The sequence below is a fragment of the Kitasatospora sp. NPDC048298 genome (assembly GCF_043201465.1).
Lineage (GTDB): Bacteria > Actinomycetota > Actinomycetes > Streptomycetales > Streptomycetaceae > Kitasatospora.
In genome coordinates, this window is record NZ_JBICYZ010000052.1 from 32,269 (window position 1) to 52,071 (window position 19,803).

The 19,803-nt window shown below is 72.8% G+C and carries 11 protein-coding genes; 3 read left to right on the forward strand and 8 right to left on the reverse strand.

The window, feature by feature from the left end:
• Positions 1 to 16: 16 nt before the first annotated feature.
• The 4 genes from ACGF0D_RS30935 to ACGF0D_RS30950 form a co-directional block, all read right to left on the reverse strand.
• Positions 17 to 1,165 carry a substrate-binding domain-containing protein gene (locus tag ACGF0D_RS30935; RefSeq protein ID WP_392921788.1) on the reverse strand — a complete coding sequence of 383 codons (1,149 nt, stop codon included), beginning with the start codon at positions 1,163 to 1,165 and terminating at the stop codon, positions 17 to 19.
• Positions 1,162 to 2,226: an ABC transporter permease gene (locus ACGF0D_RS30940; RefSeq protein ID WP_392880089.1), complete on the reverse strand. Its 1,065-nt coding sequence runs from the start codon at positions 2,224 to 2,226 to the stop codon at positions 1,162 to 1,164. Before ACGF0D_RS30940 ends, ACGF0D_RS30935 begins: the two co-directional genes overlap by 4 nt.
• Complete coding sequence (locus tag ACGF0D_RS30945; protein WP_392921791.1) at positions 2,223 to 3,785, reverse strand: sugar ABC transporter ATP-binding protein; 1,563 nt, start codon at positions 3,783 to 3,785, stop codon at positions 2,223 to 2,225. The genes ACGF0D_RS30940 and ACGF0D_RS30945 overlap by 4 nt, the downstream gene beginning before the upstream one ends.
• A gap of 79 nt (positions 3,786 to 3,864) precedes the next feature.
• Positions 3,865 to 6,744 (reverse strand): SpoIIE family protein phosphatase, encoded by a 2,880-nt coding sequence (locus ACGF0D_RS30950; RefSeq protein ID WP_392880094.1) that lies wholly within the window; start codon positions 6,742 to 6,744, stop codon positions 3,865 to 3,867.
• Between the two features lie 170 nt (positions 6,745 to 6,914).
• On the opposite strand from ACGF0D_RS30950, the gene ACGF0D_RS30955 reads away from it, so the two are divergent.
• On the forward strand, positions 6,915 to 7,823 hold the full coding sequence (locus ACGF0D_RS30955; RefSeq protein WP_392921793.1) for a cyclase family protein: 909 nt from the start codon (positions 6,915 to 6,917) through the stop codon (positions 7,821 to 7,823).
• A gap of 53 nt (positions 7,824 to 7,876) precedes the next feature.
• On the opposite strand, the gene ACGF0D_RS30960 is transcribed toward ACGF0D_RS30955, so the two are convergent.
• Positions 7,877 to 8,464: a hypothetical protein gene (locus tag ACGF0D_RS30960; protein WP_392921795.1), complete on the reverse strand. Its 588-nt coding sequence runs from the start codon at positions 8,462 to 8,464 to the stop codon at positions 7,877 to 7,879.
• Between the two features lie 304 nt (positions 8,465 to 8,768).
• Between ACGF0D_RS30960 and ACGF0D_RS30965 the strand changes: the two genes are divergently transcribed.
• Positions 8,769 to 9,914, forward strand: coding sequence for a PP2C family protein-serine/threonine phosphatase (locus tag ACGF0D_RS30965; RefSeq protein WP_392921798.1), 1,146 nt, complete (start codon positions 8,769 to 8,771; stop codon positions 9,912 to 9,914).
• A gap of 9 nt (positions 9,915 to 9,923) precedes the next feature.
• On the opposite strand, the gene ACGF0D_RS30970 is transcribed toward ACGF0D_RS30965, so the two are convergent.
• The 3 genes from ACGF0D_RS30970 to ACGF0D_RS30980 all read right to left on the reverse strand — a co-directional run bounded on the left by ACGF0D_RS30970 (position 9,924) and on the right by ACGF0D_RS30980 (position 15,465).
• Positions 9,924 to 10,433, reverse strand: a complete 510-nt coding sequence (locus ACGF0D_RS30970) for a cytochrome P450 (RefSeq protein WP_392921801.1) — start codon at positions 10,431 to 10,433, stop codon at positions 9,924 to 9,926.
• 366 nt (positions 10,434 to 10,799) lie between these two features.
• On the reverse strand, positions 10,800 to 13,634 hold the full coding sequence (locus ACGF0D_RS30975) for a M4 family metallopeptidase (protein ID WP_392921803.1): 2,835 nt from the start codon (positions 13,632 to 13,634) through the stop codon (positions 10,800 to 10,802).
• A 529-nt stretch (positions 13,635 to 14,163) separates the two neighbouring features.
• Positions 14,164 to 15,465, reverse strand: coding sequence for a cytochrome P450 (locus tag ACGF0D_RS30980; protein ID WP_392921806.1), 1,302 nt, complete (start codon positions 15,463 to 15,465; stop codon positions 14,164 to 14,166).
• A 214-nt stretch (positions 15,466 to 15,679) separates the two neighbouring features.
• Here ACGF0D_RS30980 and ACGF0D_RS30985 point away from each other — a divergent pair, with 214 nt between their 5' ends.
• On the forward strand, positions 15,680 to 19,708 hold the full coding sequence (locus ACGF0D_RS30985) for a hypothetical protein (RefSeq protein WP_392921809.1): 4,029 nt from the start codon (positions 15,680 to 15,682) through the stop codon (positions 19,706 to 19,708).
• Positions 19,709 to 19,803 lie beyond the last annotated feature (95 nt).

Genomic DNA, 19,803 nt, shown 5'->3' on the forward strand with positions numbered 1-19,803 from the left:
GGGCACCGCCCCCTCGCTACCTGCCCCAGATCGTCCGGTACGCCTCGCGGTAGCCCGACGGGTCCCAGGAGGTCGCTCCGCCGCTGTTGGCGGCCGTGGCGATGTGGACCGGGGCGACGTAGCCGCTGGCGGGCTGGCCGGCGAAGGCGCGGTTGAACTCGTCGACGATCTGCCAGCCCTGTGCGGTGAGGGGTTCGGGGACGGTGGCGGCCTGGAACTGTCTGCTGTTGATGCGCTGGAAGGCCGAGGGGTCACCGTCGCCCGCGCCGATGTTGTACGGGGCTGCGTCGCCTGGTCTGCCGGCCGCGCGCAGGGCGGGCGCGGCGTCGGCGAAGTACAGGTCGTTGATGGCGACGGAGTGCGTCCACTGGCCCTGGAAGCGGGCGAGGAGGGCGGAGACCTCCTGGGGAGTGCGGCTGGTCGCGTCCGGGATGGGGATGTTCTCGTAGGCCAGCAGTCTCACGCCGGGGCAGGTGGCGAGTTCGTCCTTGATCAGTTGGGACTTGGTCCTGGCGAACGGAACGGAGTCGTCGGTGAAGACGACGGCTCCGGCGTTGCCGTTGGACTCCGCGATGACCCAGTCCGCGCTGAGCCGTGCGACATCCCCGACGTCGGTGGTGATGTTGCTGAAGAGCGGCGGGTTCGTGCTCGGCCCGGGAGCCGCGACCGCGTGCCAGCCGATGAGCGGGATGTGTGCCGTGCCGGCCTGCGCGACCTGTTGCGAGGTCAGGCCCGGGTCGAAGCCACCGATGACGATGCCCGAGGGCCCGAGGTTCACCGCCTGGCCGAGCGCCGCCTGGATTCCGGCGGGCGTGCCCTGCCCGTCGATCACCCGCACGCTCCAGCCCATGATCGTCGCGGCCTCCGTGACACCCCTGGCGACGCCCGCCACGCCGGGGTTGGTCATGGTCTGGGCGACGTAGACGATGGACTTGCCGGGGACCGCCCCGGGGCCGCTGGTGGGGCCGCTCCAGGCGGTGGTGGCCTGCTCGGCCTGCTGGACGTCCACCTTCGCCCGGGCCAGGGTGGCCGGGCAGCCGACCCCCGACGGCCCTGCGACGGGGCCCCCGGCCCCGGTCGACAGGCCGCGCTGGCAGCCGGCCAGGGCGGTGCCGGCCGTTGTCAGCACGACTGCTGCCAGCACGGTCGCGGCACCGTGCCTCATGGTGTGTCCCGGGAGGATGCCACGTCCGTCGACGGCGGCGTGAGCGGACCGTGGGGCCCTGCGCCACCGGCGCGCAGCCGGCGGCGTGCGGAGTAGCCGGCCAGGCCGACGGCGAGGAGCAGCGTCGCGCCGTTGAACAGCGGCACGGCCCAGAAGTCGGCGCCGAGCTGCCCGATTCCGGCCAGACCGATGGCGAGGACGGCGACGGCGACCACGGTGCCCAGGCTGTTGGCGCGTCCGGGTTTGATCGCGGTGGAGCCGAGCAGCGCGCCGACGAACGCGGGCAACAGGTACTCCAGGCCGACGCTCGGGTTGCCGATCTGCTGCTGCGCGGCGAGCAGGACCCCCGCGAAACCGACGACCAGGCCCGATCCGGCGAAGGCATGGACGCTGTAGCGGCGGACGGGGATTCCGACGAGTTCGGCGGCGCGCGGGTTGGAGCCGATGACGTACAGGTACCGGCCCAGCGGCAGCCGCTCCTGCACCATCCACAGGACGGCCGCGAGCGCGAGCACGTAGGAGGCGGACACCGGCAGTCCGAGGAACGTGGAGTCGTAGAGGTCGGTGAAGGCGACCGGCAGACCGCCCGCGCCGGGGAGGACCCGGGCGCCACCGGTGATCCAGCCGGTGAAGGCGTACAGGACGCTGCCGGTGCCGAGCGTGGCGATGAAGGAGTCGATCCGCCCGAACTCGACGATGACACCGTTGAGGGCCCCGAAGGCCGCTCCGCCCAGGATCACGGCCAGGCAGGCGAGCGGCCAGGGCCAGTCGCCGTCGACGATGAGCCACAGCACCGCGACGTGCGCGAGGCCGAGGCCGTAGCCGATGGACAGGTCGAATCTGCCGGTGGCAATGGGGATCGTCGCACCGAGCGCGAGGATGGCGGGGACCGACTGGTTGGACAGGATCGAGGAGACGTTGTCGCGGGTGGGGAAGGTGTTCGGCAGCGCGACGGAGAAGACCAGGAACAGCAGGGCGGCGAGGGCCGGCAGGCCGTAGCCGCCGATCAGGTGCCCGCGCCGGCGGCCCGGCCGGAATCGACGGAAGGGGGGCGCGGTCATCGGCCTGTCGCACACCCGTCGCCGTCACCGCCGGTGACGGGAGGCATGGTCGAGGCGGCGGAGGTGAGTTCGGTGACGGTGAGGGCCGCACCGGCCAGCTCGGCGGTCACGGCCCCGCGGACGAAGACCAGGGCCCGGTGGCACACGGTGGCGACCTCCTCGAAGTCGGTGGAGATGAGCAGGGCCGCGAGGCCGTCGGCCCGCGCCTGGTCGAGCAGGCGGTAGAGCTCGGCCTTGGCGCCGACGTCGACGCTTGCGGTCGGTTCTTCGAGGATCAACAGCCGCCGGTGCACCCGGAGCCACCGGCCGACCATGATCTTCTGCTGGTTCCCGCCGGACAACGTGGCGATCGGCACCTCGCTGTCGCGGGGGTGCACCGAGAACCGCTCGATCAGCGCGGCGGCCTGGGCCCGCTCGCGCCGGGGACTGATCCAGTGCAGCGCCGACCGGCCGCCCGCCCGGGGGTTCGCCAGGAAGTTCTCCCGGACCGTCAGTTCGGCGAGGCAGCCGTCCTCCTGGCGGTTTCCGCCGACCAGGCCGACGCCGGAGTCGACGGCACCGGCCACCGTGTGCGGGGTGTACGGTCGGCCGTCGAGCAGGGCCCGCCCGCCGACGATCCGACGGGCTCCGGCGAGGGCGCGGCCCAGGTCGAAGTGGCCGGCGCCGGTGAGGCCCACCATGCCGAGGATTTCGCCGGCGCGCAGCCCGAGGCTGACCGGCCCGGCGTTCGGGGTCCGCACCGCGTCGAGGCTCAGCACCACCGGGCCCTCGGCGGGGGCGACCGGGGCGGCCCGGTGGCTGACCGGTTCGCGGCCCACGATGTCGTGGACCAGGCGCCGGCGGCTGTGGCCGGCGAGCGGGCCGGAGCTGATCAGACGGCCGTCGCGCAGGACGGCGAAGGTGTCGGCGACCTGGTAGACCTCGTCGAGCCGGTGGGTGACGTGGACGATGCCGTGCCCCCGGTCGCGCAGGGTGCGCAGGACGGCGAAGAGCCGGGTGCAGTCCGCGGCGGGGAGGCTGGCGGTCGGCTCGTCCAGGACGATGAGCTCCGCCCGCGTCGCCAGCGCGCGGGCGATCGCGACCAGCGAGCGCTCGGCGGGGGCGAGGTCGGCGATTCGCGCGTCGGCGTCGAGGTGCCCGGCGATCAGGGCGAGGGCGTCGGCGCAGCGCTCCCGGGTCCGCCGCCAGGAGACCAGCCCGTGACGGCGCGGGTAGCCGGCGACCAGGGCGATGTTCTCGGCGACCGTCATCCACTCGACGAGACCGAGATCCTGGTGGATGAAGGCCATGCGGCGAGCAGCGGCCTCGGTGCCGAGCGGGTGCCCGGCCACCGTCACCTCGCCCTGGTCCGCGTGGTGGATCCCGGCGAGCGTCTTGATGAGGGTGGACTTGCCGGCGCCGTTCGGACCGAGCAGGGCCAGGATGCTGCCGCGATGGATGTCGAGGTCGATCCCGGCCAGCGCGGAAGTGCCGCCGAACCGCTTGCCGAGACCGCGGATGCGGACGAGTGGGTCGCGGCGCGCGGGTGGGCCCGCCAGGGGGTCGGGGGTGTCGTGCATGGACCACCGTTCCTACCAGCTCGGCCCGGCCGCCGGGGTGTTGACACGCCACGGTGGCCGTTGGTGTCCGGAGGGCGGGTCATTCGATTTCGGGAATGTCGGCGAAGTGGTTCTCGAAGAAGTGGCTCTCGAAGAGGTCGGGGGCGCCGTCGGACGCCTCCAGGCCGCATTCGGCCCAGATGACCTTGCCCCTGGCCGTGTAGCGGGTACCCCAGGCCTGGGTGAGCTGGGCGACGAGGAACAGGCCGCGGCCGCCCTCGTCGGTGGTCGCCGCGTGGCGCAGGTGGGGAGCGGTGCTGCTGCCGTCGGAGACCTCGCAGATCAGGGCGCGGTCGTGAATCAGACGGACCTGGATGGGCTCGGTGCCGTACCGGATGGCGTTGGTGACCAGCTCGCTGAGCAGCAGTTCGGTGACGAAGGCGACCTCGTCCAGCCCCCAGTCGTCCAGGCGGCGGGCGGCGGCGGCGCGGACGTCGGCGACGCGGGACGGGTCTGCGGGCAGGTCCCAGGTGGCGATCCGGCCGGGGTCGAGGGCGTGGGTGCGGGCGACGAGCAGCGTGACGTCGTCGGCCGGGTGCTCGGGTACCACGGCCTCCATGACGGTGCGACAGGTGTCCTCGGGTGAGCGGTTCGGGTGGGCCAGGGCGGTGCGCAGGCGGTCGAGGGCCGCGTCGGGGTCGCGGCGGTGGTCTTCGAGGAGTCCGTCGGAGTAGAGGACCAGCTGGCTGCCTTCGGGGAGGTGCAGCTCGGCGGTTTCGAAGGGCAGTCCGCCCAGGCCGAGCGGGGGCCCGGCGGGGAGGTCGGGGAAGGTGACCGTGCCGTCCGGGTGGACCACCGCGGGTGGCGGGTGACCGGCGCGGGCCAGCGTGCAGCGCTGCGAGGTCGGGTCGTAGACGGCGTACACGCAGGACGCGCCGACGATGCCGTCGTTGCCGGCGGCGGGCTCCGCGCCGTCCTCGTCCCGGTCCAGGCGCCCCACGAGGTTGTCCAGGTGGGTGAGGAGCTCGTCGGGCGAGAGGTCCAGTTCGGCGAAGTTGTGCACGGCGGTGCGCAGGCGGCCCATGGTGGCGGCGGCGTGCAACCCGCGGCCGACGACATCGCCGACGACCAGGGCGACCCGGGCACCGGAGAGGGGGATGACGTCGAACCAGTCCCCGCGCACCCCGGACTCGGCGGGCAGATAGCGGTGGGCGACCTCGATGGCGCTCTGCTCGGGCAGGCCGCGCGGGAGCAGGCTGTGCTGCAGGGCCAGGACCATGGCGTGTTCGCGGGTGTAGCGGCGGGCGTTGTCGATGCAGATGGCGGCGCGGGTGGCCAGCTCCTGGGCCAGCGAACGGTCGTCGTCCCCGTAGGGGGCGGGGTTCCGGGCGCGGTAGAAGCCGGCGATGCCCAGCAGGACGCCGCGGGCCAGCAGCGGGACGGCGATGAGGGAGTGGACGTCGTGCGCGAGGAGGCGGTCGGCCGCCTCGGGGTCCTGCGAGGCCCAGCCGGCGGCCGTGCGCAGATCGGGTTCCAGCACCGCCTGCCCGTCGGCCAGGCAGCGGCGGTGGGGCGTGGTGGGGCTGAGGTCGATCCGTTCGCCGACCGGGTAGAAGGGGCAGTCGGTGCGGATGCCGTGGACCACCGTGCGGTGCAGCTCGTTGGCGGCGTCGGTGGGCTCCTCGCCGCGCAGGACGGTCTCCGGCAGGTCGATGGTGACGTAGTCGGCCAGTCGCGGGACGGCCATCTCGGCGAGTTCCCAGGCGGTGCGGGTCACGTTCAGGGTGGTACCGATGCGGGTGCTGGCCTCGGACAGCAGCTCCAGGCGGCGGCGGGCCGCGACGGCGTACTGTCCCACGCCCGGCTCACCCAGCAGCAGCAGCCTGGTGGCTGCGCCGCGCGCGGGGGCGGACGGGGCCTCGGCCTCGAGATCCGCTGCCCCCGTGGAGGTCCGGAGCGGTGGGACGGCGGTGGTCGTTGCGGGCGCCGGGAGGCCGACCGGCCGACCGACCTGGTCGACCTGGTCAACCTGGTCGGCCTGGTCGGGGGCGACGAGCCGGGGCTGCGAGTCGCCGTACAGGATCGCCTCGATGACGAAGCCCTCCACCCCGGACGGGCTGGTCACCGGACGGCTCAGCAGGGTGGCCCGCCGGCCCTGGGAGAGGACCACCTCGACCGCGGTGCGGCGGGCCGAGGAGATCAGCTCGGTGGCCATCTGTTCGAGCAGCATCTGGTCGTGCCGGTCCAGCCCGCTCCGGGGCAGCTCGCCCATCCCGACCACGCGCCCGTCCCCGGCCGCCTGGTCGGCCTGGGCGCGGCGCCTGGAGTCGAGGTACGCGTGCAGCAGGGTACGCTCTCGCGCCGAGGTCTGCGCCAGCAGGCGCCGCTCGATGGCGATGGCGGCCCTGCGGATCAGGTCCTCCATCTGCGGGTCCGCGTAGGCGGGCGGATAGGCGAAGCAGAGGACACCCTCGATCCGTCCGCTGAGGGGGTCGCGGACGGGAATCGCCGTACAGGCGTTCGACTGGCCGCGCTCGGCGAAGTGCTCGGCGCCGGAGATGTGAATGAGCCGCCGTTCCGTGAGCGCCAGCCCGATGCCGTTGGTCCCGCCGTACCGCTCGGCGAACACGAAGCCCGGGACGCTCTGGATCGCGGGCAGCTGCCTGCTCATGGACGCTTCGCCGAAACGGCGCTGCAGCACCGCCCCGTCCCCGTCGGTCAGGGCCACGTTCATCCGGCTGCCGGCGAACCTGGATGCCAGCCGGTCCAGCACGGGCCTGGCCGCGTGGACCAGCCGGCCGTCCAGATCGATGTCCGGCCGGTACGGGAGCTCGGACCCTTCCGGGGAGATCTCCATCGACTGGCAGCGTTGCCAGGAACTCAGGATCAGGTTCCGCACGCCACCCTCGACCGGTTCACCGAGCATGAACCGCTCACGGGCCCGCACGGGGCCGATCCCTGCCTCGTCCGAAGCCGTCATGACCGCCACAGCGCTCGCATTTCCGCGGACCTGCACCCTTCAATGCAATATTAGGACTCTGCCCGTTATGCGGTGTTTTTCACCTGACCGCTCACACCCCCCGAGCACGGTGGCGGTATTGCGGCCGTCACCGCATCATCGGCAGAGCGGGGGACGGGTGGAGGAGCGCCATGACCAGTGCCGACGGGCCGGCGATGACCCGCGACGAGTTCGACGCGCTGTTCCGACAGCTGCGCCGCGACCGTCTCCCCGGGCCGGTCGAAGGGCGGCGACGGGTGACGGCCGCCGGACTCGTACGCACGGGTGAGGTCGTCGCCATGGGGCGGCCGTGGGACAGCGTGCCGGGGCCCGACAACCGCAGGCCGGCACTGCACCAGATGACCGAACTGGCGGACGTCACGGCCCCCGAGCCGACCGTCCACCGGGACTTCATCGCCTCCGACTACCACGGCAAGGCGCAGACGCACCTGGACGCGCTCTGCCACATCGCGTACGGCGGACTGCTCTTCGCGGGAGTGCGGGCGCGGGAGGTGTTCTCCTCACAGGGTGCGGCCTACGGCGCGGTGACCGACCTGCTGCCCGGACTGGTGGGGCGAGGAGTCCTGCTGGACGTGCCGCGCCTGCGTGGCCGTGCCTGGCTGGAGCCGGGAGAGCCGATCGGCGGCCCGGAGCTGCTGGCCTGCGCCGAGGAACAGGGCAGCCCGCTCCGCCCCCAGGACATCCTCCTGGTCCGCACGGGCCACCTCGCCCGACGGCGGCGGCTGGGCGCGTGGGACCCGGACGACCTCAGCGCGGGCCTGCATCCCGGCGCGATGCGCGTGCCGAGCGAGTCACAGGCCTCGGCACTGGGCAGCGACGGCGACAGCGACGTACGCCCGAGCCCCGTCGCCGGCGTCCACTCGCCGGTCCACGTGCTGGCCATCACCGCCCTGGGCCTGCCGCTGATCGACAACCTGGACCTGGAACCACTGGCCGAGGCGTGCGCGCGCACCTCACGATGGGAGTTCCTCTTCGTCGCCGCGCCCCTGAACATCCCCCGCGGCACCGGCTCCCCGGTCAATCCGCTCGCGGTCCTCTGAGCACTCGCGGTCTTCTCGGCGGGGCCGGGAGCCGGTCGCTCCGGGCGGCGTCGTCACCACTCGTAGCGGTCGCCGATCACCCGGAAGCTGCCCACCGCGCCGCCACCGAACAGGCCCCCGTACGCGCCCCCGTGGGCGGTACGGGTCACGACGCCATTGGTGGCGCCGTAGGGGCCCACGGTGGCGACCGGACCGCCGTTGTCACAGGAGAAGCCGCGGTAGACCTCGACGATCTTCCGACTGTCGTTGAAAATGCTGAAGCTGGTGGAGCCCAGTCCGCTGGCGGCGGTGATGCATCCCTCCGCGTCGGCGGAGTACGTGCGTTCGTTGAAGTAGATCCTTCCCGCTTCCTCGTGGCCGTGGCCGCGTCCGCCGTCATGGCGGTCGCCGCCCTCGTGCTGCTCCCCGCTTTCACTGCCGCCGCCCGAGGCGGCCGCGGCCGGGGCGGCCTGCTCGACGGGCTCGGCCGCCGGCTGGACAGCCGGGGGCGCCGGGGCGGCTGGTTGGGCAGGCTGGGCCACCCGCTGGACAGGCGGGGACGCCGGGGTGGATCCGGTGGTCAGGGCGTAGGTGATGCCGGTGGTTGCAAGGGCCGCCGCGCCTACTCCGGCGGCGGCCACAACCAATGTGCGCGTGCGCATGTCACTGCCTCTCCGTCTCTCTGCCTCACGGACGTCGGCCGGGTGACCGACCTGCGATGAACGTAACGACAGCCTTGCTGACCGTCATTTCGGACATGTCCGAGGTGTGACACCATGAGTCCAGCCAGGTGAACATGCGGCACGTGTCGCATACCGGTGACATCGAGTTCACCACTCCACGCCGCCGAAGTCCGGTGCAGCGGAGCGCCCCGGGGCGGCGCCGGAACGGCTACGGCCGGCACGTCGGTCACCACGCACGGTGCGACACGCTGCGCTCGCCGACGCCCAGGAGCACAGTGGGGACATGGAAGTCCGAGCACGCGCGGCCCGCCTCCAGCAGCGCGGGCACCAGAGCGGGGCGCTGCTGCTGATCCCGCTCGCCCTCATCTCGGCGATCACCGTGGTCGATCTCCACTCCCCCACCACCATCCACCTCGGCCCGCTCCTGGTGATCGCCCCCGCCCTCACCCCCTCGTTCGCCGGCTCCCGCCCGACCGCCCTCGTCTCGGCCCTGGCCATCGCCGCCCAAGTCCTCATCGCCTTCCTCCACGGCGGCTTCACCACCAGCAACCACATCGCGCAGATCGCCGCGCTGACCGTCCTGTGCGTCCTGATCGTCATGTTCACCGCCATCCGCGAACGCCGGGCCAGACAGCTCGCCCGCGCCCAGTCGGTCGCCGAGGCCGCCCAGCGCGCCCTGCTGCGCCCGCTGCCCGAACAGATCGGGCCGCTTCAGATCGCCACGATGTACCTCGCCGCCGAGAAGGAGGCACAGATCGGCGGCGACCTCTACACCGCCACCCGCACTGCGGGCGGAACCCGCATGGTCATCGGAGACGTCCGGGGCAAGGGCCTGGCCGCCGTCGGCGAGTCGGCCCTACTGGTCAGCGCCTTCCGCCTCATCGCCGCACAGCACGACACCCTGGCGGACCTGGCGTCCACGCTCGACCACAACGTGGGGCGCTACCTCACCGACTTCGCCCAGGAAGGCGGCGACATCGTCGAGCACTTCATCACCGCGATCCTCCTCGACCTGCCCGACGACGAGCCCGTCGCCCGCATGACCAACTGCGGACACCCGCCGCCCCTCCTGCTGCGCGACGGCCGCGCACTGCCCGTCGACTCCGTGCCGGCCGCTCCACCCCTCGGCGTGAACGACCTCGGCGACGGGAGCTACCCGAACGACAACTTCCCGTTCGAAAGAGGCGACACCCTGCTGCTGTACACCGACGGGGTCACCGAGGCACGCGACGACACCGGCGAGTTCTACCCGCTCGCCGATCGCGCCGCCCACTGGACCAGATGCTCCCCCGAGGCACTCGTCAACCACATCCGCCGCGACCTCCTCGCTCACGTCGGCCACCACCTCAACGACGACGCCGCCGCCATCGCCATCCGGCGCGCCGAACCCACCGCCGCCCACCTCGCCGAGTCCGGTCGGAACCAGTGAGGCGCCTGCCTACCCCCAGCGGATGCGCAGCTCCTTCAAGCCGTTCTGGAAGTTGGAGACCAGCCGTTTCGGCGGCGCGTCCGAGGCAAGCTCCAGACCGGGCAGCTCGGCGACGACCCGGCCGATCAAGGCCGACATCTGGATCCTGGCGAGTCGTGCTCCCACGCAGAAGTGTGCTCCGAACCCGAAGCTGACATGGTCGTTCGGCGCGCGGGTGATGTCCAGGCGGTCCGGGTCGGGGAAGACCGACTCATCCCGGTTGGCGGAGGCGTGATACACGACCACCTTGTCTCCACCGCGAATCTCTTTCCCGGCCAGCACCACGTCCCTGGTCGCGGTACGTCGGAATTCGACAACTGGCGGCCAGAACCGAAGCAGCTCATCCACTGCCGGAGCGATCAGGTCCGGCCGTCGACACAGCAGGCGGTACTGCTCGGCGTGGGACAGCAGGGAATACAGCCCGCCGGGCAGGCCGTTGCGCAGGGTCTCGTTACCAGCGACGGCCGGGAAAGCACGCAAACATGTCCCCTCCACCCCAGATGGGCCGGAACGGGCAGGGCCGTTCTGCCGTGCAGGAAGTCGATCTCCATCTCCGAAAGCCCCAGGTCGTCCGCAACGCCGATCCGCGTGACCTGCTGTGCGTGGATGCGCAGGAAGCCGCCGGCCGTGCGTGGGCGGCACGCAAGGGCCTCCGGGGGACTTCGGTCGAGCTTCTGCGCCCATCGTTGGCGGCATCCGAAGGAGCGTCAAACGATTCCTGGGCGGATCTCCGGTCGTTCCAACGGCGACGCGGTACGTGGTTCACCGTTGCAGGTGACCGCTGGGCGTGGCCGGCGCCCGCACTCGCGGCGGATGCCGCCGTCGCGGGCGCCGGCCACGGCCGGATCAGCAGGAGCCAGCCGGGCGGTCGCGGGCCACGACGTCGGTGCGGCCGAGGGTGGCGTCCAGCCAGACCACGCCCCTGCCCTGGTCGGCGGCGGCCTGCTGCTGGCTGCCCCGGTTGCAGGAGACCCGTACGGGAGTGCCGCCGGTGACCGGCAGCTGGTACAGCTTGGGGAGCGCGGCGTTCGACCAGCCGCTGCTCGGCTTGGGGCTGCGGTTCAGGAAGGTGACCGCCTGGTCGGAGGCGGTGAGTTCCACATCCGCCGGGGTGTACTTCGAGCCCGCGGGCAGGAGGTCGGTCGCTCCGGAGCCGTCCACTGCGCCGGAGCGGATGCTGGCCGCCTGGGTGTCGTCGGCCGGGAGCGACAGCCAGAGCAACTGGCCGCCCGCGAGCCGCGGGGACACAAGGAACGGCGCGGCGCCGCCCTTCGGGGTGCTCACCGGGTACTGCGCGCTGACCTTACCGGTAGCGAGGGAGAAGACCGTCGGGGCCTGGACGGCTGCCTCGCCGGTCGTCCAGGACTCGATCCAGCCGAGCCGGCCGTCCTTGAACGTGAGCCCGCCGACGGAGTGCCCCTCGGGCAGCGGGAGATCCACCAGCGGGGCGCCGTTGCGGGAGAGGACGACCCTGGCCACGTTGGTGCTGTTGTCGCGCACCAGGAAGGCGATGTCCCCGCCGGATATCTGCACGCTCGTGGGCGACTGGCTGGGCGAGTGGAACACGCTGCGGACCGGCCCGCCGGACAGCGGGCTGCTCAGCACCTCCGTCCCCCACGTGCCGGTGGCGTCGGGCCCGATGGCCAGCCAGGCGGCGGACTTGCCGTCGGTGGCGGCCCAGCTGTGCATCCGCCCGTCATCCGGGCTGAGCCGGGTCGGGGTGCCGGGGGCGGTGGTGGAGCCGGTGTACAGAGCAGTCGTGCTCTGGCCGTTCTTGTTCTCGGTGTTGCCCATCACCCAGTGGCCGCCGGCCGCGGTCGGTCCGGTCAGGACGGTGGCGTCGCGCAGCAGCGGGTGGCTGTCCGTCGCGATCCGGCTCTGCCAGCCGGCCTTGATCCCGTGCGCGTCGAACACCGCTGCCACCTTGCGCAGTTCGGCCTTGCCGAGCTTGAGCGCCTGGCCGGCGGCGAGCACCGCGTTGCGTCCGGCGACGAAGTCGTCCAGCGGGGTGAGGTACTCGGTGAGCGTGCGGTAGACCAGCTTGTCGGCGGTGAGCGGGTCGAGGGTGCGCCGGATGTCCCACAGCGCGCCGCTGAAGATGGTGGAGTTGAGGTGCACGCCGCCGTTGTCCAGGTCGGGCCCGGTGCCGAGGTAGTCGTCCACGGTGGTGCGGCGGTCGTCCAGCCGGCGGTTGGCGCAGGCCTCCGGGGTGCCGGTGCGGCAGAGCGCCTCGCCCATCAGCGGGGCCCGCGGGTCGTCCATCGCGATGCCGCGGGTGGTCACGTCGATGGCGTTGCCGAAGTAGTCGGCGAGCCCCTCGTTCATCGCGCCGGACTGCCCGGCGTTGACCAGGTTGGCGGTGTGCTGGATGACGCCGTGCGTCATCTCGTGACCGGCCACGTCGAGCGCCGCGGAGAACGGGAGGTGCTTGTCGTCGCCGTTGCCGTAGACCATCTTCTCCCCGTCCCAGGCGGCGTTCGGGAAGGGCTTGCCGTCGTGGCTCGCGTTCGCCACGGAGACGATCGGGCCGCCCTTGCCGTCCAGGCTGTCCCGGCCGAGCCGGTTGCGGTAGAAGTCGTAGACGGCGGCGGCGTTGACGTGGGCGTCGGTGGCGCCGCCGGCGCCGGTCGAGGCCGGGAAGTCCGGGCCCGGGGAGGCGACCGGCAGGCTGCCCTCGGGCAGCCCGCCCATGAACTGGTAGAACTCCTGCCCAGCCGCGTCGTATGTGCTGATGGTGGTGGGCCGGGTGAGGTCGACGAGCCGGTAACTCCCGTCCGGTTGACGGGCGATGTTCACCGGGACGGTACCGCCGCGGAGGTTGGGGGCGGTACCGGTGGCGGGCTCTGCGGCGGATCCCGAGGGCCCGGCATCAGCAGCGGCAGGAGCGGCTGCGCCAGGGGCGGCGTCGGTGGCAGCGGCCGTGGTACCGGCGACGCCGGCGGCTCCGGCGCCGACCTGGTACGGCGCCGGGGCGTTGTGGGCGAGGGCGACCACACCGAGTGCGGCATCCACGTAGACCTCGCGGATCAGCGGACCGCCGGTCGCCGGGTCGGTGGTGCGCACGGTGAAGTGCTGGGCGAGCCGCCCGGCGCCGCCCGGCAGGACGACCAGGCCGCGGTCCTCCGCGGTGGCCCCGGCCCGGGTGCGCGGGTCCTTGAGCGAGCCGAGCGCCGCTGCCCGCAGCGCCGCAGCCGGTACGGCGGAGGTGGTCGGCGCGGTCAGTCCGGTGAAGTACTTGCCGCCGGCGGACTCCACCCGCTGATCGGCGCCCTCGCCGACCAGGCGCACCAGGTACTGCCCGCCGAGCACCGGTACACCGCCGTGGTACTGCTGGAACCTGACGGTGTGCCGGCCCTCGGCCGTGCTCTCGACCGCGAGTTCGGTCAGCTGCCCCGGGTCGATCCTGTACCGGTCGACGTGGGCCGCGAGGTGGGCGCGGGCCGCCTCGACCGGACCGCCGGGCGCCGCCTCGGACAGCCCGGTCACCAGCTGCGGGGTGGCGGTGTCCTCGCCCGCCACCAGGCCGGGGACGGGATCGGGATCCGCGGTCGGGCCCGGCGGCGCGGCCAGGGCGGGGGACGCGGTCAGGACGAGCGTCAGCGCCAGGCTCAACGAGGCGGCCGCGCCGAGTGCCTTGGCCGCCGGGCGGGGAGCACGGGAAGAGCGGGAGAGGTGGTGCACTGCGGTCCTCCAGGGAATCGGCGGTGGAGGCAGCGCGCAGGCCCTGCCCTTTCCCCTAGGAACGGGACGGTCCGCAGGACGGGTTCAGCTTCGTATGCGGTGCACGACTCGCCGTCGCGGGTGATGACGGGCCGGTGTGCGGGACCGGGATGCCGGTGGTCCGACGAGACGCCGACAAGCCGGGAGGGCGTGTGAGGGAGTCCCAACTTCCGCACCACGAGGCGGGATCGGGCGTGGGGCGGGCTGGATGCCGGGGATCGCCCTCGGGGGCGGGGCCGGCGCCCGCACTGGCGGGTCCGCCGCGAGTGCGGAGCCCGCACCGCACGCGCAGACGCCGAACCCGAAAGCGCCGCACGCCCCCGCGCCGCACGAGCCGACCGCCGCGCTGGGGCGGCGGGTCGCCGAGGTGACGGCCGCGCAGATCGGGGTGCCGTACGCGTGGGGCGGCGGCGACCGGCTCGGCGCGAGCTACGGCTACCCGATGGCGAGAACGGCTACCCCGACGGATCGAACCACCTCAAGGCACCCCTCAACGCCAGCGGATGATCAGGTTCTTCAGCCCGTTCTGGAAGTTGGATACCAGCCGCATCGGCGCAGCGCCTGGAGCAAGCTCCAGGTCGGGCAGCTCGGCGATGACGCGCCGGATCAGGGCTGACATCTGGATCTTGGCAAGCTGTGCGCCCATGCAGAAATGCGGGCCGAAGCCGAAGCTGACGTGGTCGTTCGGTGTGCGAGTAATGTCCAGGCGGTCCGGGTCGGAGAAGACCGATTCATCGCGGTTGGCAGAGGCGTGGTACACAACCACCTTGTCGCCGCGGCGGATCCGCTGCCCGCCGAGCACGACGTCCCGCGTGGCGGTGCGCCGGAAGTCCAGTACGGGCGGCCAGAACCGCAGCAGCTCGTCCACCGCTGAAGCCGCCAGGTCGGGCCGTCGGCTCAGCAGGCGGTACTGGTCGGCATGGGTGAGGAGGGAGTACAGCCCGCCGGGCAGGCCGTTGCGCAGGGTCTCGTTACCAGCGACCGCGAAGAGGAAGAACATCGTCTCGAACTCCTCGACCGTCAGCCCCGCGTCGAGCGTCCGGGAGAGCAGTCCGCCCGGGTCGGGCCGCCGGGCCAGGCCGTGGGCGTAGGCGAACATGTCCGCCAGCGCGGCGCGGGACCGGGGATTGACCGGGCGGCCCTCCGGGGTGGTCCAGGTGGTGGGGCGGTCGGCCAGGGCGGCCCGGCCGAGGTCGGTGAGCGCGGCCGGCTCGACGGTGCTGGAGTGGGCGTAGTCGGCGTCCTGGTAGCCGATCACCCGGTTCGCCCAGTCCAGCAGCAGCCCCCGGTCCTGCTCCGGCACACCCATCACCCGGGCCAGCGTCCACACCGGCAGGTCCGCGGCGAGCCGGACGAAGTCCGCCTCGCCATCCGGCCGCACCTCCTCCACCAGCTCCCGCACCCGGCCGTCGACCGCCTCCGCCAACTCCGCCAGCGCACGCGGAGTGAACGCCGCGGCGACGATCCGGCGCAGCCGGGAGTGGTCCGGAGGATCCTGGTTGAGCATCATCGCCCGGGCGAACTCCAGATCCGCCGGCGAGTCGGGATCGCGGATCTGGGTGGCGCCCAGGTGCGAGGAGAACAGCTCGGGACTGCGCAGCACGTGCTTCACGTCCGCGTGCCGCAGCACCGCCCAGTACCCCGGCCCGCCCGGCCAGCCGCCGACCGGGGGCTCCTCGACCCACCAGACCGGCGCGGACTCGCGTAGCTGCCGCAGGAGCCCGTACGGAACGCCGTGCGCGTAGGTCTCCGGGAGGAAGAGCTGGTTCACGTACGCCTGATCGAGGGTCACGTGGAGGGACGGTACGGCAGGGCTGCCGCGATGTCATGGACGTTGAAGAGCAATCGAGTTCAGCCCTACCCGCTGTCGAGGACGAGACCGTGCGGATGCCTGGCCGGCGGGCTGGATTTCCGTGGCACCGTCCGTATGCGCCCCGCTAGACTCCGCCCGCTCGACCACATGTGTGGTTTCCGTGAGCACGACCTGTCCAAGGTGGGGGGAGCAGATGAACGTACTGCCGATCGGCAGTCGAGTACGACGAAGGCGAGGGGGAGGCGGCCGCGCAGCCGCCTCCGGGGCCCTCCTGTTGGCCGTCGTGGCCTCGCTGATGGGCCAGGCCGCACCGGCCCGGGCCGTGGCGGCGGCTCCGACACCTGCCGCTTCGCCGCAGGCGGGCGCCTCGCAGCAGGCGGGCACTTCGGCAGACCCGGCCGCCAAGCCCGACCCGAGCCCGACCGCGGGTGCCTCGACCGCGGGTGCCCCGGCCGCCGAGCCGGACCGGAAGGCCGACCAGGAGGCCCTCACCCACGAGCTGCGGCAGGCCGAGCCGGACGGCCCGTGCCCGACGACGCTGCAGCCCAACACCGTGGCGAGCTGCACCGTCGACCAGAGCGCGACCGTGACCTTCGGCATCGACCTGCCACAGCAGAAGGACCTGCTGCTCGTGCAGATCGCCGCCGCCCAGGGGTCCGTCACCCCGACCGTGGTCGCCCCCGACGGCACCACCGTGACCTGCGACGACCCGGTCGGCCCGAGCTGGGGCAGCAGCCAGGCCCTGCGGTGCGCCACCACCCGGGCCGGCACGTACACGCTGAAGGTCCGCACCGCCAGTAGCTCGCCGACCGAACTCGCGCTCTCGTACCTGCCGCTGCAGTCCACCACGGCCTGCCGGACGATCGGCCCCGCCGACCTCACCCTCGGCGCCCCGACCGTGTTCCAGGGTTCCCTGGCCCTCGGCTCGGCCGGTGACTGCTACCAGGTGAACGGCCTCGCCGCCGGCGACATGCTCCGCACCGGTGCCACCCTCCGGGGCGCCGACACCGTCGTCTACGACGCCACGGGCACCCCGGTCTGCGACAAGTGGAGCACCCCCGACTGCCGCCTCACCGGCACCGCCCCGTTCCGGATCACCGCGCAGCGCTACAACGGCACCGCCCTGACGTACGACTTCTTCGCGGCGCGGCTGTCCCGCCCGGAGGGCTGCACGCTGGTCGAGCCCCAGGCGTTCGGCGTCTCCCCGGACCCGACCTCCGTCACCCGCTGCCACACGCTGCGCGTGCCGGAGTCCGCGCGTTACGACTTCGGGACGGTCGTCCAGAACGTCGGCTCCGTCCCCGGCCGGCTGTACGCCGCCGACGGTGCCCCGCAGGGCGGGCTCTGCCCCCAGGGGTCCTGCGACCTGACGCCGGGTGACTACACCTGGGCCGTCGACCCGTACGCGGTCTCCGTCGGCGCGTTCGGCATGGCGTTCCACTCGGCCAAGGAGACCCGGGGCTGCGTCGCGACCAACGACACCGGTCTGGCGGCCGGGCCGGCCACCGGCACCTTCGGCGGGCCGGGCCAGCAGCTCTGCCTCACCCTGCCGACCGCCTCCGGCAAGGGCGTCTACCTGATCAACCGGCCGCCCGCCGACGGCGCGGCGGTCGGCGGGCGGGTCACCGACGCCTCGGGTGCCAAGCAGTGCGACATCGGCGCCACGACCGGCATCTGCCGACTGACCGGCACCGCCCCGTTCCGCGTGGTGCTGACCGGCGCCCCGTCCAAGGCCTACGGACTGGTGGTCCACCGGACCGAGGAGACCGCCGGCTGCACCGCCTGGCCGCAGAGCGGGTTCGACGGCACCTGGGGCGTCGAGGTCCCGATGCCCCAGGGCTCGCAGGAGGCCGTCTGCCTGAGCCTGCCGGCCGGCCAGCACTCCACGTCCGAGGTGATCGACTACGGCAACCTCAAGAACCAGCTGAACGCCGAGATCACGGTCGTGGACGGCGCCGGCGGCGCGGCGTGCTCGTTCATCGCCTCCGGCAACTCGGCCAAGTCCTGCACCATGACCGCAGGCGTCCCGTACACCGCGCTGCTGATACCGATCCGGACCTGGGAGACCGACACCTACAAGCTCACCCGGCGTGACGTCTCGCCGGGCGCGCCGTGCCTCACCCCGTCCTCGACGACGGTCGGCGGCCCGTCGCTCCGGTTCGACCTGACCTCGGCCCTGGACGCCCGGTGCGTCCGGGTCGACGGCGCGGCCACGGACAAGTTCTGGATCGGCTCGCGGCCGGGCAGGAACTCGTACGGCCCCGGGGTGCTCGCCGCCGTGCTCGACGCCGGCGGGAAGAACGTCTGCACCCAGTGGGGACCCAGCTGCCTGGTCACCGGCTCCAAGTCGTACACCATGGTCCTGTTCGCGGCCGGGTACCAGGACAAGCCCCTGCACACCAGCGTCGACGCCTGGAAGGTCGGCACCGCCGACGGCTGGGCACCGGAGTGCACCGCCCACCCGATCTCGGTCGACGGCTTCCCGCAGCGCAGCGGGGTGTTCACCGAGGACTCGACCGGTTACTGCGCGGTGGTCGACATGAAGCCCTCGCAGTCCTTCAACGTCGTCGGCAACAGCAGCACCCCCTACAGCCAGCAGCCCGTCATCAACCTGCTGAGCGGCACCCACTGGGACCGCGGCTACCTCGGCCACCAGTGCGTCAACTCCAGTGGGTTCGGCGCCCGGTGCCAGACGACGAACTCCGGCGACGCCGGCCAGGCCGTCCTGGTCGTCGGGCCCGGCACCTCGGCCCTGCCGGTCGAATACAGCATGCAGGGCACCTGCGACTCGTCCTGCCCGCGGCCGGCGCCGCGGCCCACCCTGGCCTCGGTCAGCCCGTCCACCGGCGCCGCCGGGACAAGGGTCCAGGCCGTCATCCGGGGCTCCGGCCTGCACCTGGGCAACAAGGCGAAACTGGTGGGCGGCGGCTCCTCCGGCACACCCTTCATGGAGACGCTCTCCGTGAACGCCGACGGCACCGCGCTCGACGTTCTGTTCGACACCAGGAGTCTGGCGCCCGGAAGTTACGGCATCGAACTCGACGGCGTGTACGGGGTCTCGCTCCCCGACGCCTTCACCGTCACCGCCGCAACCGCCCCGACCAGGAGCCGGTTCGTCCCGATCGATCCGGCCCGCTTCCTGGACACCCGCGACGGCACCGGCGCCCCCGCCCAGCGGGTCGGCCCCGACGGCGTGGTCAACCTCCAGGTCTCCGGCGTCAACGGCGTCCCGGCGACCGGCGTCACCGCCGTCGTCATGAACGTCACCGCCGTCAGCCCCACCGGCTCCGGCCACATCACCGTCCACCCCGACGGCCAGCCGCTGCCGAACGTCTCCAACCTCAACTACCAGGCCGGACAGACCGTCCCGAACCTGGTGACGGTGCCGGTCGTCAACGGCAAGGTGAACCTGCGCAACAGCGCGGGCGACGTCGACCTGATCGCAGACGTCAACGGCTACTACACCGACGCGGCCACCGGCTCGGCCTTCTCCCCGACCACCCCGGTCCGCTTCCTGGACACCCGCGACGGCACCGGCGCCCCCGCCCAGCGGGTCGGCCCCGACGGCGTGGTCAACCTCCAGGTCTCCGGCGTCAACGGCGTCCCGGCGACCGGCGTCACCGCCGTCGTCATGAACGTCACCGCCGTCAGCCCCACCGGCTCCGGCCACATCACCGTCCACCCCGACGGCCGGCCCCTGCCGAACGTCTCCAACCTCAACTACCAGGCCGGACAGACCGTCGCCAACCTGGTGACGGTGCCGGTGGTGAACGGCAAGGTGAACCTGCGCAACAGCGCGGGCGACGTCGACCTGATCGCAGACGTCAACGGCTACTACACCGACGCGGCCACCGGCTCGGCCTTCTCCCCGACCACCCCGGTCCGTCTGCTGGACACCCGCGACGGTGTCGGCGCCCGGGCCGGGACGGTGGGCGGCGGCAACGTCGTCAGCGTGCCCGTGACGGGCCTGGAGGGCGTGCCGGCCACCGGCGTCACCGCCGTGGTCCTCAACGTCACCGTCACGGGGCCGACGGCGGGCAGCCACCTGACCGTCTACCCGCACGGCACCGCCCGCCCGGGCGTGTCGAACCTCAACTTCACGGCCGGGCAGACCAGGGCCAACCTGGTCGTCGTCCCCGTCGTGGACGGCCGGGTGACGTTCTACAACTACTCGGGTGACACCCACGTGATCGCCGACCTGAACGGCTACTTCACGGCCTGACTCCGAACGGGTCCCCCAGTACCGGCGGGGGGGGGCGGGGGGGGGGCGGGGGGGGCGGGGCGGCGGGCGGGGGGGCCCCGCGAAGTAGGTCGGGA

Bases quoted from the DNA above. Each gene is read 5' to 3' on its own strand.
- ACGF0D_RS30935 (WP_392921788.1), bottom strand. From the start codon at position 1,165: ATGAGGCACGGTGCCGCGACCGTGCTGGCAGCAGTCGTGCTGACAACG.
- ACGF0D_RS30940 (WP_392880089.1), bottom strand. From the start codon at position 2,226: ATGACCGCGCCCCCCTTCCGTCGATTCCGGCCGGGCCGCCGGCGCGGG.
- ACGF0D_RS30945 (WP_392921791.1), bottom strand. From the start codon at position 3,785: ATGCACGACACCCCCGACCCCCTGGCGGGCCCACCCGCGCGCCGCGAC.
- ACGF0D_RS30950 (WP_392880094.1), bottom strand. From the start codon at position 6,744: ATGACGGCTTCGGACGAGGCAGGGATCGGCCCCGTGCGGGCCCGTGAG.
- ACGF0D_RS30955 (WP_392921793.1), top strand. From the start codon at position 6,915: ATGACCAGTGCCGACGGGCCGGCGATGACCCGCGACGAGTTCGACGCG.
- ACGF0D_RS30960 (WP_392921795.1), bottom strand. From the start codon at position 8,464: ATGCGCACGCGCACATTGGTTGTGGCCGCCGCCGGAGTAGGCGCGGCG.
- ACGF0D_RS30965 (WP_392921798.1), top strand. From the start codon at position 8,769: ATGGAAGTCCGAGCACGCGCGGCCCGCCTCCAGCAGCGCGGGCACCAG.
- ACGF0D_RS30985 (WP_392921809.1), top strand. From the start codon at position 15,680: ATGAACGTACTGCCGATCGGCAGTCGAGTACGACGAAGGCGAGGGGGA.